This window comes from Paenibacillus taichungensis (assembly GCF_050994985.1).
Lineage (GTDB): Bacteria > Bacillota > Bacilli > Paenibacillales > Paenibacillaceae > Paenibacillus > Paenibacillus taichungensis.
Genome location: NZ_CP194720.1, coordinates 1,018,071 through 1,034,316 on the forward strand (window position 1 = coordinate 1,018,071; position 16,246 = coordinate 1,034,316).

Annotated in this window: 16 protein-coding genes and 1 other annotated feature; of the genes, 15 read left to right on the plus strand and 1 reads right to left on the minus strand. The window is 48.9% G+C overall.

All coding sequences use genetic code 11. The features are described 5' to 3' along the window. The 15 genes from spoVAE (at position 1) to leuS (ending at position 15,377) form a co-directional block, all read left to right on the plus strand. Complete coding sequence (gene spoVAE / locus ACR1R9_RS04645; protein ID WP_053781314.1) at positions 1-351, plus strand: stage V sporulation protein AE; 351 nt, start codon at positions 1-3, stop codon at positions 349-351. 207 nt (positions 352-558) lie between these two features. Beyond that, a complete protein-coding gene (locus ACR1R9_RS04650) occupies positions 559-1,515 on the plus strand; it encodes an AAA family ATPase (RefSeq protein WP_076288050.1) in 957 nt (318 codons plus the stop codon). A 3-nt stretch (positions 1,516-1,518) separates the two neighbouring features. Further along, positions 1,519-2,766: a DUF58 domain-containing protein gene (locus ACR1R9_RS04655; RefSeq protein ID WP_099858434.1), complete on the plus strand. Its 1,248-nt coding sequence runs from the start codon at positions 1,519-1,521 to the stop codon at positions 2,764-2,766. Further along, a complete protein-coding gene (locus ACR1R9_RS04660; RefSeq protein WP_433921604.1) occupies positions 2,763-4,976 on the plus strand; it encodes a transglutaminase TgpA family protein in 2,214 nt (737 codons plus the stop codon). The genes ACR1R9_RS04655 and ACR1R9_RS04660 overlap by 4 nt, the downstream gene beginning before the upstream one ends. Before the next feature lie 109 nt (positions 4,977-5,085). After that, on the plus strand, positions 5,086-5,613 hold the full coding sequence (locus tag ACR1R9_RS04665; protein WP_076288052.1) for a YqeG family HAD IIIA-type phosphatase: 528 nt from the start codon (positions 5,086-5,088) through the stop codon (positions 5,611-5,613). Beyond that, positions 5,610-6,737: a ribosome biogenesis GTPase YqeH gene (yqeH, locus tag ACR1R9_RS04670; RefSeq protein WP_024628522.1), complete on the plus strand. Its 1,128-nt coding sequence runs from the start codon at positions 5,610-5,612 to the stop codon at positions 6,735-6,737. Before ACR1R9_RS04665 ends, yqeH begins: the two co-directional genes overlap by 4 nt. Positions 6,738-6,778: 41 nt before the next feature. Beyond that, positions 6,779-7,642, plus strand: a complete 864-nt coding sequence (gene aroE / locus ACR1R9_RS04675; RefSeq protein WP_076288053.1) for a shikimate dehydrogenase — start codon at positions 6,779-6,781, stop codon at positions 7,640-7,642. 88 nt (positions 7,643-7,730) lie between these two features. Next, positions 7,731-8,024, plus strand: coding sequence for a ribosome assembly RNA-binding protein YhbY (gene yhbY, locus ACR1R9_RS04680; protein WP_063567269.1), 294 nt, complete (start codon positions 7,731-7,733; stop codon positions 8,022-8,024). Positions 8,025-8,039: 15 nt separating this feature from the next. After that, the gene (locus ACR1R9_RS04685; protein ID WP_072734524.1) at positions 8,040-8,630 is read left to right on the plus strand and encodes a nicotinate-nucleotide adenylyltransferase; all 591 of its coding nucleotides are present in this window, start codon (positions 8,040-8,042) and stop codon (positions 8,628-8,630) included. Continuing rightward, complete coding sequence (gene yqeK, locus ACR1R9_RS04690) at positions 8,614-9,180, plus strand: bis(5'-nucleosyl)-tetraphosphatase (symmetrical) YqeK (protein ID WP_076288054.1); 567 nt, start codon at positions 8,614-8,616, stop codon at positions 9,178-9,180. The genes ACR1R9_RS04685 and yqeK overlap by 17 nt, the downstream gene beginning before the upstream one ends. 22 nt (positions 9,181-9,202) lie before the next feature. Further along, positions 9,203-9,550: a ribosome silencing factor gene (gene rsfS, locus ACR1R9_RS04695; protein WP_072734522.1), complete on the plus strand. Its 348-nt coding sequence runs from the start codon at positions 9,203-9,205 to the stop codon at positions 9,548-9,550. Further along, positions 9,547-10,452 (plus strand): CvfB family protein, encoded by a 906-nt coding sequence (locus ACR1R9_RS04700; protein WP_063567272.1) that lies wholly within the window; start codon positions 9,547-9,549, stop codon positions 10,450-10,452. The genes rsfS and ACR1R9_RS04700 overlap by 4 nt, the downstream gene beginning before the upstream one ends. A gap of 139 nt (positions 10,453-10,591) precedes the next feature. After that, positions 10,592-11,362, plus strand: coding sequence for a class I SAM-dependent DNA methyltransferase (locus ACR1R9_RS04705; protein ID WP_076288056.1), 771 nt, complete (start codon positions 10,592-10,594; stop codon positions 11,360-11,362). Between the two features lie 177 nt (positions 11,363-11,539). After that, positions 11,540-12,496, plus strand: a complete 957-nt coding sequence (locus ACR1R9_RS04710) for a phosphotransferase family protein (protein ID WP_433921603.1) — start codon at positions 11,540-11,542, stop codon at positions 12,494-12,496. Positions 12,497-12,594: 98 nt separating this feature from the next. Continuing rightward, positions 12,595-12,861: a binding site (T-box leader), on the plus strand. 71 nt (positions 12,862-12,932) lie between these two features. Beyond that, positions 12,933-15,377 (plus strand): leucine--tRNA ligase, encoded by a 2,445-nt coding sequence (gene leuS / locus ACR1R9_RS04715; protein WP_310853757.1) that lies wholly within the window; start codon positions 12,933-12,935, stop codon positions 15,375-15,377. On the opposite strand, the gene comER is transcribed toward leuS, so the two are convergent. Then, positions 15,358-16,203, minus strand: a complete 846-nt coding sequence (gene comER, locus ACR1R9_RS04720) for a late competence protein ComER (protein WP_064636343.1) — start codon at positions 16,201-16,203, stop codon at positions 15,358-15,360. The two genes, leuS and comER, sit on opposite strands and share 20 nt — an antisense overlap. Positions 16,204-16,246 lie beyond the last annotated feature (43 nt).

Below are 16,246 nucleotides of genomic sequence, written 5' to 3' on the forward strand. Positions count from 1 at the left end.
ATGCAGTTTTTATGGGCATTTATTGTTGGCGGATTGATATGTGTCGTGGGACAACTTCTAATGGATGGTGTCAAACTGACTCCAGCACATACGATGAGTACACTTGTTGTCGCTGGTGCGGTTGCGGATGCGTTTGGGCTGTATGATCCACTCGTCAAATTTGCAGGGGCAGGCGCTTCCATCCCCATTACCAGTTTTGGTAACTCCCTCGTGCACGGGGCATTGACGGAACTGGAGAAAGAGGGATGGATCGGTGTCATTACGGGGATATTCGATTTGACCGCGGCGGGTATTTCCTCAGCGATAATCTTTTCTTTTCTCGCGGCATTGGTGGTTCGGCCCAAAGGGTAATAGAGCATGGCAGAGCTAGCCATTATATATGAAATCAGCAGAGGCTTCGGATAACTTCTATCCGAGCCTCTTTTTGTCGTAATCATGCGATAACTGCGGTGAATCTGACGCCTGGAAACAAATTATGAGTTCCTTCGAGTGTACGCGCGCCCTTGGATCATGTACAATAAAAGGAAATCTATATGCTTTTTTAGGAGGTTAGACCACATGCCTGTGCGCAAAGAGTCGATCCAAATCATATCAGCAGTTCGTTCTAATCTGGAATCATGCATAATGGGGAAATCCTTTGAAATTCAACTTTTGCTCACAGCTTTGCTTGCAGGCGGACACGTTCTGATTGAAGACGTACCAGGAACAGGCAAGACGCAGTTGGTTAAAGCGTTATCGAAATCCATGCGCGGAGAGTACCGCCGCATTCAATGTAATCCTGATATTTTACCAAGTGACATCACGGGGGTATCCGTTTTCCATCCACGTGATGAGCGTTTTTACTTCCGTCCGGGTCCGGTCATGACCAATATTTTGCTGGCAGACGAAATTAACCGGGCAACTACGAAAACGCAGTCCGCATTGCTGGAAGTCATGGAAGAGCGCAGTGTGACGGTAGATGGCGATACGTATGATCTGCCTCATCCATTTATGCTCTGTGCAACCCAGAATCCAATTGATTTCGAAGGAACATACACATTGCCGGAAGCACAGCTGGACCGGTTTATGTTGAAAATAAGTCTGGGTTATCCCGACAAGGATATCGAGAAAACGCTGCTGAAGCAGCATCAGTCGGGTCAGCCTGTTGATCGGCTTGAATCCGTAACCCATATGGATCAGATATCAGCCATTCAACAGGAAATCAAGGAAGTATTCATCGGTGATCCGGTCATGGATTATCTGCTTGATGTCGTTCGCAAAACTCGCTCCCACCCATCCGTATTGCTGGGCGCAAGCCCGCGGGCAGCCATTTCATTTATGATGGCCGTGAAGGCTTTTGCCTTTTTGCAGGAACGTGACTACGTGCTTCCGGATGACGTGAAAACGATGGCACCTTACGTCATCTCCCATCGGATTGTGCTGCGTCCCGAATCGAGACTGGACAGCATGAGCTCTGAGGCTGTATTAACTTCCGTACTTCAGCAGGTTCGAGTGCCCGTCTCCATGGGGCAATAATTGATGAAGCCGCTTTTGAGTACATTCAGAAGGGGAATACGCCACCCCCGCGTATGGAGCATCGCGGCGGTGTGGATGTGCTGTTTGGCTTATGTTTTATTCCAGGGAGGGAAGACCTCCCTGATGTTGCTGTCGATGGTGACTCTACTGTGTATTTACCTTGCAATTGCTGGTTTTAGCGGTGTACGGCGTACTCATGGCGTGCGCAAGCTCTCTTCTGGTCAGGATCATGAAGAGCTGCTGCATGCGGGTGATCAGGTACAGGTAAAGTTAAGTCTGAACATCCCGGGATTTTTACCCCTTCCATATGTGGTTGTGCGCGAAATGTTGCATCGGCATAACGGCGAATCCTGGTCTTTCAAAGAAAGCCTCATTCCCAGCATGCGAGGGTATGGTGAATTGTCATTTCAGACCCCACCGCTGGAGCGAGGAAAGTATGTCTTTTCCGAAACGGAATGTGCCAGCGAGGATATCTTTGGTCTGATCGAGCATCGGGGAACGTTCAAAGCTAAAGGCGAATTCCGGGTGCTGCCGCGGACGGTATTTATACCGTACTGGCAGCTGTATGACCGCAAATCACGGTTATCTGGTCCACAGACAGCCTTGACTCGCTCACGCAGGGAAACGACCCAGATTAACGGCGTGCGTGACTACGTTTATGGGGATCGCCTTTCCCGCATTCACTGGAATGCAACGGCTAAGACGGGAACGTGGAAGTCCAAGGAATTTGAACATGAGTCAGTACCGAAAACGATTCTGGTGCTGGATGCGCTGTCAGGCAGCTATGAACATGGTGAGGCCTTTGAACTGGCTGTGTCCACGGCTGCTTCGCTGCTGGAATATGGTACAAGAGAACGAATGGGTATGGGGCTGCTGACACTGTCGGAGAAGACATCATTTTTTGCTCCCAGCGAAAGTCCGATGGAACGGCAGAAGATGATTCATCATCTGGTAGATATCCAATATAACGGCCAGGAGAATCGGCTGCTGCCAGGTGTCGAGAAGATGTCACGTCAGTTTCCTCAAGGCGCGTATTTTGTAGTGATATCTCCCCAGAAAGATGAAAAAGTTCTCGAACTGCTCAGATGGGCTGACACACGGGGGATGACTCCTTGTCATATTCTGATTGAACCTACTGATTCCCGCCGGAGTTCCGAGTGGAATGCGATGCTTCGTGGAAGAGGCACAAGATCCTTTACCGTTTCCCATTTGCAGGAGCTTCCAACGGTTATGGGGGGAGGTAGTGTATGAGTACTAAAGGCCAAGAGCTGACATTGGGGAGAAGATCCTGGTATCATGCAGCTTCGTTGCTCTGGATTTTCCTGATTGGCATGCAGTGGATATCATTTACACAGGAATCCTGGTATACCGAGACCACTTCATTGGTACTGTGGACGCTCGCTGCGGTCAGTATTCTGGAAGTTATTCTGCCTTTCAAAATAATGATTCGAACCATAATCAAGGCGATTGTCCTTGTATATATTTTGCATAAGACATTAATTGATTACACGGTTTATATACCTTACGGCACGTTAATGGAGCGTACAGAGCAATTTGTGCTGCACCTGACACCTTACATCTGGTTCTCCCTGTGCGCGTGGGTGATGCTTGAAGCTGCCCTACGTCTGGTGACTACAACGCGCCGAATTCTCGTTTTTCTGGGCATTAACATTATCTCGATGGGAATTCTGGACTCTTTTACCCAGTTTCCACTCTGGATTGAAATCGCCTGGGTTATGTTTGCAGGAATGGGATGGCTGGTATGTCAGCACTTCCGTAATTTCCAACTGCAATATCCACAAGGGTGGAAGCGAATTATCCGACATCCCTATAAAATTCTGGCGAACATTGCAATCATATTCTCTCTGATTATCGTAGCCAGTGTGAATATGCCGGAAGTCCCTCCTACCCTTACTGATCCTTATACCGCGTGGCGTAACTACACCGGAAGTTCGGGGAGTCAGACAGGCAACGGAACACTGGACATTCCGACAGCTACCGAGTCAGGATACAGCAGAGAAGACAACCAGCTTGGCGGAGGATTCAACTTCGACTATACACCTGTCATGTCCGTCACTACCAATGAGCGCAGTTACTGGCGCGGTGAGACGCGGGCAGAGTATACGGGAACAGGTTGGGATGATCGCGGACGAGGTGCGACAGAGGATGTTGAAGCGGGACAAGCTCTGGAGAATGATGAACCCGGAAATGTAACCACCAAGCAAGTCACTCAGAAAGTGACGATGTTGAATGATAACGTGTATCCGATCCTCTTTGGAGCCTATTCCATCTCGGAAGTCACATCTGTCAATGGTGAAGCGAATTCGGACCGGATGTTATGGAATCCGGAGCAGGCAGAACTTCATGTCGTAACAGACCGTCAGCAACCGCAATATCCGAAGACGTATACGATTGTATCCGAAGCGCCAGTTATTGTGGAAGATGAACTCCGTACCAAATCTTTTGATGATCTGTATACGAGCAACCCGGCAGACGATATGTATCTGCAGCTGCCATCCAGATTCCCTGATCGGGTGACGGACCTGGCCGCTGAAATTACAGCATCAGCAAGTACGCCGTATGAAAAAGTGGCATTACTGCAAAACTATTTACAACAAAATTTTGATTACACAAACAATCCGGATTTATCCCGAAAAGTAAGCAGTGATTTTGTAGAAGGATTTTTATTTGACATTCGTGAAGGGTATTGTGATTATTTCTCGACTGCGCTGGTTATGATGGCGCGCTCTGAAGGGATTCCTGCTCGTTGGGTGAAAGGATACGCACCTGGACAGCTGTCGCTGAATTCAGATATGCAGGCCCCTCGCCAACCTGGGGCCGAGATCGAGACGACTTATACTGTAACGAATGCAGATGCACATTCTTGGGCTGAAGTTTATTTTGGCGAGTATGGCTGGATTCCGGTTGAAGCGACGCCAGGCTTTGACATGCCGCTGCTCACGGAACAACCAGATGTACAGCCTGTAGATGAGCCTGAAGAACAACCTGAAGAGGAACCGGTAAAAGAGGAAGAGCAGACTCCTGCGCCTGAACAGGCTTCATCCAGCATCCCGACTTTTGTAATCTGGGCTGCGGGAGCCATCATCGTATTGTGGGTGGCTTATATGTTCTGGCGAAATCGCCTCTCGCTTCGATTCTTCGTGCTTCGTCTGCGGACAGGTGGACCGCTAACGCCTGAACAAAAGGTAGTGGCAGAGACTGAACGCTGGATTCGATATGTGAAGCGCAAAGGGTTAAATCGGAGCGGCGACGAGACACTTCGTGAATCGGTAACTCGCTGGAGCCAAGCGAAACCAGCTGCAGCAGCGACATTGCATGAACTTCTAGCGAAGTTTGAACAGACTCGCTATAGTCCAGCGTCTGTAACTGCGGACGACTGGAAGGCCGTCTATCAGACCGCTTCGAAGCTGCGTAAGGAACTTAAAGCGGAACGGGCGTAATGTCGCCCGTCCCGTTTTTCCTTTTTTCCTATGCCATCAGGCGCTGTATGCATTTTCAGGAAAGACGGATTTGTGATATAGTGTGTCGTATGAAACTGAGGTGACTTCTTTGTTTGAAATGTTAATGCCCAAGCTGCGTGTAGACACGGTTTTTGACATTAATCTGGAAGAGCTATACGCTCAAGGCTACCGTGGAATTATAACTGATCTGGACAATACACTCGTTGGGGCCAAAGCTCCTGACGCCACGCCCGAACTGATCGAGTGGTTCGCACGTGTCAAAGAGGCTGGTTTCCAGCTCATGATTGTGTCCAATAACAATTTGAATCGTGTATCCCTGTTTGCGACGCCACTGGATATCCAGTTTGTGCATAGTGCACGCAAACCATCGAATGTTCCGTTTCGTAGAGCAATGAAAATGATGGAGTTAACTCCTGAAAAAACGATTGTCGTAGGCGATCAGATGCTTACAGATGTCTTTGGAGGTAATCGACTGGGACTTTATACGGTTCTGGTGTTGCCAATCTCCATCGGAGATGAAGGCTTCATGACCCGCTTCAATCGGCGCGTGGAACGGATTGCTCTAACGAGTTTGCGCAAGAAAGGCTTATGGCTTGAGGAGGAAAAGAAGAAATGACAGAACCGCATAACGGCAATATTGCCGTAAGGTGCAGCGGATGCGGAGTGCATCTGCAAACGGAAAACCCGGAATTACCAGGATTTATCCCCGAAAAAGCGTTGGATCGTGAACCCGTCATTTGCCAGCGTTGTTTCCGTATCAAAAATTACAATGAGTCATCATCCGTTACAGTGGATCAGGACGAGTTCCTGGCCCTGCTGAGCAAAATCGGGGATAAGGATGCACTTGTCATCCATATCGTTGATTTGTTTGACTTTGATGGCAGTATCATCTCTGGTTTGCAGCGTTTTGTAGGCAACAATCCGGTATTGCTTGCCGTAAACAAAACGGACTTGCTACCAAAAGTAACCAACTGGAACAAGGTCCGCAATTGGGTGCAGAAACAGGCCAAAGAACAAGGTTTGCGTACGGTAGATGTCGTTCTGTGCAGTGCGAAGCAAAATCAGGGCTTCGACCGACTGCTTGAGCTTGTTGGGACGTATCGCGGAGATCGTGACGTATACGTGGTTGGTGGTACTAATGTGGGTAAATCCACACTGATTAACCGTCTGATTCGTGACTACAGTGATCTCGAGCAGGAACTCACAACATCCCGCTATCCAGGGACGACGCTGGATATGGTTAATATTCCACTGGACGATGGAAAAGCTATTATTGATACACCGGGAATTGTATACCCTTGGCGTTTCAGTGAGATTGTATCCCGTAAGGATCTGGCTGCCATTATGCCGGAAAAACCGCTTAAACCGGCCGTTTACCAATTGAATTCTGGTCAGACGCTGTTCTTTGGCGGTATGGCTCGTTTTGACTTTGTAGAAGGAGATCGTCAGTCCTTCACTTGTTTTATCAGCACTGCGCTTGATATTCACCGGACGAAGTTGGAACGTGCAGACGACTTGTATCGTGACCATCTGGGTGAGTTGCTGTCTCCACCAACACGTGAAGATGCAGCAGATATGCCTGAATGGACCAGACATGAGTTTCGAATCAAACGTGGTAGTCAGTCGGATGTATTCATTTCCGGACTGGGCTGGATTAAGGTTAACGGTGAGAATGGGGCCCTTGTAGCTGTTCATGCTCCAAAAGGTATTCGTGTATTGATCCGCCCATCCTTGATCTAATGTAATCACAGTAGCATTTTCATCAGATCGGAGGCGGAAGTATGTCGGAACAGAAAAAAACAAATCCTTCACTACCTGTCCTGCTTGGCGTCATGGGTGATCCTATTGCACATTCCAAATCGCCTGCCATGCATAATGCGGCTCTGCAGGCTGCAGGAGTGAATGGAATGTATATGCCACTGCATGTTCGTCCCGAGCAGCTGGAATCAGCCATTCGAGGCATTGTGGCGCTGGGGTATCGTGGTGTGAATGTAACCATTCCGCACAAAGAACAGGTCATGCAGTATCTTGATGTCATTGATGAAAGTGCACGCCTGATTGGCGCGGTGAACACCATTGTTAATGAAGAAGGCAAGCTGACCGGGTATAATACGGATGGCATCGGTTATGTGCGTTCCTTGAAGGAAGAAGCTGTTCCTGAACTCGCAGGCAAACGTATCGCTGTACTGGGGGCTGGCGGAGCAGCGAGAGGTGTGATATACGCCCTTGCTTTGGAAAAGCCTGAACAGATTAGTATTCTTAACCGTACTGCCGACAGAGCCGTAGCCCTTGCTTCCGATCTGCGGGCTCATGGACTGGGCGACATCACGGGTAGTGGAATGGAAGAGGCTGCTGCGGTACTGGCTTCGGCAGATATCGTGATTAACACGACAGCCGCAGGCATGCATCCGCATGTAGATGACGTGCCTGTTGACCCTGCACTCATTCGAGCAGGTGCAGCAGTAAGCGACCTTATCTACAATCCGCTGGAAACACGCCTGCTTCGCGAGTCAAGGCAGCGTGGATGTACTGTGCATGGTGGTCTTGGTATGTTTATATACCAGGGTGCGGTAGCATTCGAGCACTGGCTCGGCATCCCGGCGCCCGTGGAGACGATGCGGCGAGCTGTGTTAGACAGTTTTTAATATTGTAAAAATATAATTGAACGGTCAGGCCCCGACAGTCATTGTGCTGTTGCTGAGGCTTGCTCACCATAAGGAGTATGGAGTATTCATGTTAAACGGTAAACAAAAGCGCTTTTTGCGTTCACAGGCACATCATCTGACCCCTGTATTTCAAATCGGCAAAGGGGGAACGAATGAGCACCTGTTCCGTCACATCGAAGATGCGATTGAGAAGCGCGAATTGATGAAAGTGCAAGTGCTCAACAACAATGACGAGGACAGAAAAGAGATGGCCGAAGAAGTTGCCCGTGAAACGGGTAGTGAGCTTGTACAAGTCATCGGTAACACAATCATCCTGTACAAAGAATCGCGCGATAACAAACAAATCGAACTACCTAGATAAGGGAGTGTGACGCGGGTGAAGATCGGTATCATGGGTGGTACGTTTGATCCGATCCACATGGGACACCTCCTGGCAGCTGAAGCGGCAAGGGATTCGCATGCACTGGATGAGATCTGGTTCATGCCTTCCCATGTTCCACCTCACAAACGCGGCGCCGGAGCTTCGGGACAGCAACGTCTCGATATGACGGAAGCGGCTGTGAAAGGTGTGCAGCAATATGAGGTGCTGGGTATCGAGATGGAACTTGGCGGTGTGTCCTATACCATTGATACCATGAAGGAGCTTTGGCGTCGCTATCCGCAGCATGAATTTTACTTCATTGTTGGAGCGGATATGGTGAACTATCTTCCCAAATGGGAGCAGATCGAAGAGCTCGCCGAACGTTTAACCTTCATCGGTGTGGGAAGACCGGGATTCCAGTTACATCTGGATGACCTGCCGGACGCGTTGCAGGATCGGGTATTGTTGGCTGAGATGCCCCTAGTGGACATATCATCGACAGCCGTACGCAGACGTCTTGCCAAAGGTCATTCGGTACGTTTCATGATTCCTGATGAGGTGCACCAATACATTGTAAGGAGCGGTTTATATGGGACTAAGCCGTGACGAACTGATCCGCGCAGTTTCCGGTCAAATGCCGGAGAAGCGTTGGAAGCATACGCTGGGTGTCATGGAGTCGGCAGTGTTATTGGCTGAAAAATATGGTGCTGATCCTGTAAAAGCGGATCTGGCAGCAATCTTGCATGATGTGGCCAAGTATTGGCCCGTATCTGAGATGGAAGCGGTCATCCGTGATAATGGTTTGAACGAAGAACTTTTGCAGCATGACAAGCAACTCTGGCATTCCGAAGTGGGTGCTTTTGTTGCTGAACGTGACTACGGCATCGATGATGCCGAAATTATTAATGCTATTCGTTGGCATACCTCGGGTCGAGTGGGCATGAGCCTGCTGGATAAAGTGGTATGTCTTGCGGATTATATTGAACCGGGAAGAGATTTCCCGGGAGTAAATCATATTCGCGAACAGGCTGAGCACAGTCTGGAAGAAGGTTTAATTGCCGGTTTCGACTCGACAATCAGCTTATTGATCTCGCAGCGCCGTGTTATTTATCCTTTGACCATGTTGTCGCGAAATGATTTGATTGCACATTTATAGATTAGATTATGGAGGTTGGTTCATGACAGTATCATCGAAAGAACTTATGAATATGGCGGTTGCGGCCGCTGACGATAAAAAAGCATCCAACATTGTAGCACTGGATCTGATTGGTATCTCGCTGGTAGCGGACTATTTTGTTATCTGTCACGGGAATTCCGATACTCAGGTACAGGCGATTGCAACAGAGATTCGTAAACAGGCGCATGCTGCCGGCGTGAATATCAAAGGCATCGAAGGTATGGATTCGGCACGTTGGGTATTGATGGATATGGGTGATGTGGTTGTTCATATCTTCCACCGCGACGAGCGTGAGTATTACAACATTGAACGACTGTGGTCTGATGCCAAAGTGGTGGAAACGGTATGAGTTTGATCGCAGGAACAGTCGTCAACTTGCCGGTTTCACGTGAAGTGTCTCCATTTGGCTACTTTTTGACGACAGGATCGGAAGATGTACTGCTTCACTATACGGAGCTCACACGGGACGTGAAAATTGGAGAAACGCTGGAGGTCTTTCTGTTCTTTGATACGGAAGATCGCCTTGCGGCAACCATGAAAAAACCATATCTCACTCTTGGCGAAATGGCACGTCTGGTTGTGGCTGATATTCACCCACGCCTCGGCTGTTTCCTCGAGATGGGGCTTGGGCGGCAATTGCTGCTCCCGATTCGTGAGCTGTCTGAATTGGAAGAGCTGCGTCCCCAGGTGGGCGATGAAGTCTTTGTTATTATGGAACATGACAAGCAGGGACGTTTGCGTGCGAAATTGGCCGGAGAACGTGAGCTTGCACCATTGTCTTTCCATGCGCCAACCTCATGGGTTAATCAATGGGTTGAAGCTACGGTGTACAAGACACTTCAGATGGGTACGTTTGTACTTGTTGAAGGTGGAGTGCTGGGATTTGGAGCCATTGGCATGATCCATTCCTCGGAGCGTAACCGGATGCTGCGTCTGGGTGAAAAGGTAAACTGCCGGGTAACTATGGTCCGTGAAGATGGACGTGTCAATCTGGCAATGTCTCCTCTCAAAGAGGTTGGTCGCAACGAAGATGCAGACAAACTGCTTGCTTTCATGAAAGAACGCCCTACGGGCGGCATGCCGTATTCGGATGCAACCCCGCCGGACATCATCAAGCAGCGCTTTGGTATTAGTAAATCCGCTTTCAAACGGGCCTTGGGTAAACTGATGAAGGACGGTCTGGTAACTCAAAAGGAAAACTGGACCTATCTGACAGAGTCTGTACCTCAGGATCAGAACGAGGACAAGTAGACAAACAGGTATCATGGATCAAGTATGCGCTTGAATCCACAAGTAAAGGCAGGGCAAGGCTGGGTGAACTCCGGACGCCCCTGCTTTTTCTTTTGTTCAAAAGAGATTCGAAAATGAAATTGAAAGTGCGGTGCCTGACATGTCTTACCGGAAATTTGCCTATGTGTACGATGAATTAATGGAGGATATGCCTTATCCGGACTGGATAAGGTTTGCGAGAACGGCTTGGGAACGGCATGGCATGCCGAAAAGTGTGGCTGAACTGGGCTGTGGAACCGGCTCAATTACGATCCCACTAGTGAACTCTGGCTTTGAAGTTACAGGTATTGACCTGTCGGCGGACATGTTGTCTGTTGCGCGCAGTAAAATGGAGGCCACACCTCAAGGCCACCGCTTATATCGGGAAGGCAGTGTCCGCTGGGTGCAGCAGGATATGCGGGACTGGAGAGTTCCGGAGCCTGTGGACTCGGTGATATCGTTCTGTGATTGCGTGAATTATCTGCTTGAAAAAGAGGATGTCGTTCGTACCTTTCAGCGTACTTACGAGATGCTAAAGCCGGAGGGCACATTCCTGTTCGATGTACATCATCCGAATACCCTTATTCGATACGAAGAAGAGCAACCATTTGTGTTGGACGAACGCTCCGTATCGTATATTTGGACCTGTGATATGGATCAAGATCGGTGTGAGATTGAGCATCATCTAAGTATATTTTCACGTGTGGCTGAGAGCGGCAAGGATATGTACCAACGGTTTGAAGAGGTTCATGTTCAGCGCGCGTATGATCCTGACTGGATGAAGCTGGAGCTCACGAAGGCCGGCTTCAGAGATGTACGTGTTTATGCTGATTTTGAGTGGAAAGAGGCGGGAGAAGGCGCACAGCGTCTATTCTATGTAGCCGTGAAATAGGAGTATGATAAAGAACTGTCCTTATGATGTATAAGGGCAGTTCTTTGTCTATAAGAATGTTTTTTTATATGTAATAAAAGTTATTGCCAGTAGGGTTAAAGGAAGCCATAATAGTTGGATGGAAAACGTTTTCTAATTAGTAGAATCCTGAAAATTTAATTCCGGGTGGGGTGTAGAATGGAAAGTACATACAAAACAAGGCTGACTTCCGAACAATTAGACAGAATTGTGCAGCAGCACTTTAACACAGGTATCCAAGAATACAAAGAGATGATCGACGGCTGGGCAAACCACGCTTACTTTATCACCAAGAAAGACGGACAGAAGGTTGTACTCAAAATTGCTCCTTCTAATGGCATTAAGCTGATGCGCTGTGAACAGCAAGTTATGGTTGCTGAGGTTGAGGCACTACGACTTGTGGCAGAACTTCAGGATGTACCCGTTCCCCGGGTATTGGCCTACGATCCATCGCTCACCCTGGTTCCGGCAGAATATTTTATTATGGAATACATGCCAGGAACGCCGTATAACAAAGTCAAAGATCAGTACAGTGCAGAAGAGCAGGAATCCATAGAGCAGCAGCTGGGTGCCCACAATCGTCGAATCAATGAAATTAAAGGAGAGAAGTTTGGTTACTTTTCCTCAAAGAAACCGCATTATACGACGTGGAGAGAAGCTTTCCTTTGCTTAATGGATGATATGCTGGGAGATAGCAAAGCAGCGGGTGTGGAATTTTCGATTCGTTATGAGGAACTGGAGCGTTTGATTCAAGAAAAATCGGATGTGCTGGAGGATGTCAAAGAGCCTGTGCTTGTGCATTGGGATTTATGGGATGGGAATGTATTTGTGGAGGCGGGGCAGATCACGGCCATTATCGATTTCGAACGTTCCCTTTGGGCAGATCCTCTGATGGAGCACTACTTCAGTCATTTTAATAATACACCGGGATTCCTCAAAGGCTATGGTAGAGCAGTTACAACAGACAGTGAACGAAAAAGAAGAAGTTTATATGATCTGTACTTTGATCTGGCGCTGAGAATCGAGTGTCCATATCGTCAATACGATAACAAGGAACACATTAAGTGGTCGATTGATAACCTAGAAGAAGGAATCAAGCGATTCCAGTCGTCTTAATGTGTATACTGATGCATGGCATTGCTTATACTCAACAGACAGTGTAATATTGACTTTAATGCTGTTTTTTTATATAATGTTTCCGATCATATCGTATACATATTTCGATGATAAGGATCAGTAGTGAGTCCTGTACATGACAGAGAGCCGGCGGTTGGTGCAAGTCGGTTGACAGTATTTCACGAACTCGCCTTGGAGAAATGCGGTGATTACACCATCTTGCAACCGACTCATTAACACTCCGGTTCAGGAATGGAAATCCGCATCGGTTAACCGCCGTTACAGGTCCAAAGGGAGTGGATGACGAAGCACGATCGTCCGCTAACTAGGGTGGTACCACGGGAATTCAACCTCTCGTCCCTAGCGCTGCAAACGCTACGGGATGCTGAGGTTTTTTTGTTGCAATAAAAGCGAATAACCAGAGGAGGAACAATAGATGAGTGAGAATCAACAGCCGAAACACGGCTATAAGCCACAAGACATGGAGAAAAGTTGGCAGCAATACTGGGATGACAACAAAACGTTTAAAACGGGTGAGGACCCGGCTAAACCGAAGTTCTATGCCCTGGATATGTTTCCATATCCATCCGGCTCAGGCCTGCACGTAGGTCACCCGGAAGGATACACGGCAACGGATATCGTATCCCGTTTCAAACGTATGCGCGGCTTCAATGTATTGCATCCAATGGGTTGGGACGCTTTCGGCCTGCCTGCTGAGCAGCATGCATTGGATACTGGTGAGCATCCACGGGATATTACATTCCGCAATATTGACAATTTCCGTCGCCAGATCAAATCACTGGGTTTCTCATATGACTGGGATCGTGAGATCAGTACAACAGACCCTGACTATTACAAATGGACGCAATGGATCTTCATCCAGTTGTACAATAAAGGCCTGGCTTATGTAGATGAAGTGCCTGTGAACTGGTGCGAAGCTTTGGGTACAGTACTGGCGAACGAAGAAGTTATCGATGGCAAGAGTGAGCGTGGTGGACATCCGGTCGTTCGTAAACCGATGCGCCAATGGGTATTGAGAATTACGGAATATGCAGAGCGTTTGCTGGAAGACCTGGAAGAGCTGGACTGGTCGGAAAGTATCAAGGATATGCAGCGCAACTGGATCGGCAAATCGACCGGGGCGGAAGTTACTTTTGCCATTGAGGGTCATGAAGAAGTCATCAAAGTGTTTACGACACGTGCAGATACTTTGTTTGGCGCAAGTTATGCTGTATTGGCACCTGAGCATGAGCTGGTGGAAGTCATTACAACTGCTGAACAGCGTGAAGCAATCAAGTCATATCAGGAACAGGCTGCTCGCAAAAGCGATCTGGAACGTACCGATTTGGCTAAAGACAAAACGGGTGTGTTCACAGGAACTTATGCAATCAATCCGGTAAATGGAGCGAAGGTGCCAATCTGGATCGCCGATTATGTTCTGGCTGGATACGGCACAGGGGCGATCATGGCCGTTCCGGGACATGACGCTCGTGACTGGGAGTTTGCGAAACAGTTTGGTCTGGACATCATCGAGGTTGTACAGGGTGGCGACGTGACACAAGAAGCGTATTCCGGAGACGGACCGCATGTGAACTCCGATTTCCTGAACGGATTGAACAACGAAGAAGCGATTGCGAAGATGATCGCCTGGTTGGAAGAGAACGGTAAGGGACAAGGCAAGGTCACCTATCGTCTGCGCGATTGGCTGTTCAGCCGTCAGCGTTACTGGGGTGAGCCAATCCCGATTCTGCATCTGGAAGACGGAACGATGAAGACGGTGCCGGAAGATCAATTGCCTTTGCTGCTGCCGGATATTGACCAGATCAAACCTTCGGGCACTGGAGAGTCACCACTGGCGAATGTTACGGAATGGGTTAACACCGTAGATCCGGAAACGGGAATGAAAGCACGTCGCGAGACGAACACAATGCCACAATGGGCCGGTAGCTGCTGGTATTACCTGCGCTTTATCGATCCGCACAATGACAAGGAATTGATCTCTCAAGAGAAACAGCAGCAGTGGCTGCCGGTTGATCTGTACATCGGGGGAGCAGAGCACGCAGTGCTTCACTTGCTGTACGCTCGTTTCTGGCATAAAGTGCTGTATGATCTGGGTGTGGTGCATACCAAAGAGCCGTTCCACAAACTGGTCAACCAAGGCATGATCCTGGGAACCAACAATGAGAAGATGAGTAAATCCCGTGGTAATGTTATTAACCCGGATGAGATCGTTAATGAATTCGGTGCAGATACATTGCGTCTGTATGAAATGTTCATGGGGCCTCTGGAGGCTACAAAACCGTGGAACGCTAACGGGGTTGAGGGCATGCATCGCTTCCTGTCACGTGTATGGCGTCTGTTCATCAACGAAGATACAGGTGCAATCCATGAAAAGATCACAGCCGATGGTGGAACCGATGAGTTCAAGCGCACTGCACACAAGACAATCAAAAAGGTTACAGAGGATCTGGAACATCTGCGTTTCAACACAGCGATCAGCCAGCTGATGATCTTCATCAACGATGCATACAAAGCAGATACGCTGCCGCGTGAAGCCATGGAGAACTTTGTACAGCTGTTATCACCGCTGGCACCGCATATGGCAGAGGAGCTGTGGAGCCGTCTCGGTCATGATGGTGGAATCTCTTATGTAGCTTGGCCTGAGTATGATGAGTCCATGACGGTAGATGCCGAAGTGGAGATTGTTGTTCAAGTGAATGGCAAAATTGTAACCCGTGCTACGATCGCGAAGGATCTGGACGCACAGGGCATGCAGGACTTTACAATGGAACTGGCACCTGTGAAGCAGGCACTGGAAGGCAAGACCATTCGCAAGGTCATTGCCGTTCCAGGCAAACTCGTTAATATTGTTGCCGGTTAATCTCACCGGTTTTGAATAGTTCATCCAGCTTCAACAAATCTTCATCATATTTGTCGTGAGTCGTCTGGATCAGACTGTCAAAAACACCATTCAGACTTACCTTTAGCAGGGCAAGTGCCTGTGCGGTGATGCCGCCAGGTACAGCCACGCGAGCCTGAAGTTCTTGCGGGGTGTATCCTCCTTCGGTGAGCAGCTTGCCTGTTCCCAGGAGCATCTCGCCGGCAAGAGCGCAGGCGTCGGCTCGTTTGATGCCTGTAAGCTTGACGGCACTCTCGATCCATTGCTCCAGAAAGAACGATATGAATGCAGGTCCGCAGCTGGAGAAGTCGGATGTGATCCGGGTACAGGCTTCATCCACTTGATAGGGTCTGCCGATATGACTGAGCAGCCCTTCCAGCACAGCGCGGTCTTCGGTAGTCATTCGCTCACCGTGAATACACAGGGACGCTCCGCTGCCGACCTGGTGCGTAACGCTGGGGATAACTTTGGAGACTTTGCAAGGAAGTGAAGATTCCAGATGGCGCAGCTGCACGGGACTGGTGATCGAGACGATTATATGATTGGGATTCACGACAGGCAGGATGTCGTCAATGACATGTTTGAATTCAAGTGGCTTCACGCACAAAAAGATGATATTGCTGCGGATGACGGTTTCCCGGTTGCTCTGTGATTCATGCAGACCGGGGTAACGGAGGGATAACTGCCGTACTTTGGAAGGGGTTCTATTGCTGGCGGCGATCTGCCGTGGCTCAAGTGCACCGGATTGAATCAAGGCATAGATCAGCAGGCTGCCCATGCTGCCGGTTCCGATAAATCCAACCTTCATTGTTCAGGCCTCCTTTCATGCTTTACGGTAATGGCGCAGTTCT

Coding starts and splice junctions, on each gene's coding strand:
- spoVAE (WP_053781314.1), top strand. CDS start 1: ATGCAGTTTTTATGGGCATTTATTGTTGGCGGATTGATATGTGTCGTG.
- ACR1R9_RS04650 (WP_076288050.1), top strand. CDS start 559: ATGCCTGTGCGCAAAGAGTCGATCCAAATCATATCAGCAGTTCGTTCT.
- ACR1R9_RS04655 (WP_099858434.1), top strand. CDS start 1,519: ATGAAGCCGCTTTTGAGTACATTCAGAAGGGGAATACGCCACCCCCGC.
- ACR1R9_RS04660 (WP_433921604.1), top strand. CDS start 2,763: ATGAGTACTAAAGGCCAAGAGCTGACATTGGGGAGAAGATCCTGGTAT.
- yqeH (WP_024628522.1), top strand. CDS start 5,610: ATGACAGAACCGCATAACGGCAATATTGCCGTAAGGTGCAGCGGATGC.
- aroE (WP_076288053.1), top strand. CDS start 6,779: ATGTCGGAACAGAAAAAAACAAATCCTTCACTACCTGTCCTGCTTGGC.
- yhbY (WP_063567269.1), top strand. CDS start 7,731: ATGTTAAACGGTAAACAAAAGCGCTTTTTGCGTTCACAGGCACATCAT.
- yqeK (WP_076288054.1), top strand. CDS start 8,614: ATGGGACTAAGCCGTGACGAACTGATCCGCGCAGTTTCCGGTCAAATG.
- rsfS (WP_072734522.1), top strand. CDS start 9,203: ATGACAGTATCATCGAAAGAACTTATGAATATGGCGGTTGCGGCCGCT.
- ACR1R9_RS04700 (WP_063567272.1), top strand. CDS start 9,547: ATGAGTTTGATCGCAGGAACAGTCGTCAACTTGCCGGTTTCACGTGAA.
- ACR1R9_RS04705 (WP_076288056.1), top strand. CDS start 10,592: ATGTCTTACCGGAAATTTGCCTATGTGTACGATGAATTAATGGAGGAT.
- ACR1R9_RS04710 (WP_433921603.1), top strand. CDS start 11,540: ATGGAAAGTACATACAAAACAAGGCTGACTTCCGAACAATTAGACAGA.
- leuS (WP_310853757.1), top strand. CDS start 12,933: ATGAGTGAGAATCAACAGCCGAAACACGGCTATAAGCCACAAGACATG.
- comER (WP_064636343.1), bottom strand. CDS start 16,203: ATGAAGGTTGGATTTATCGGAACCGGCAGCATGGGCAGCCTGCTGATC.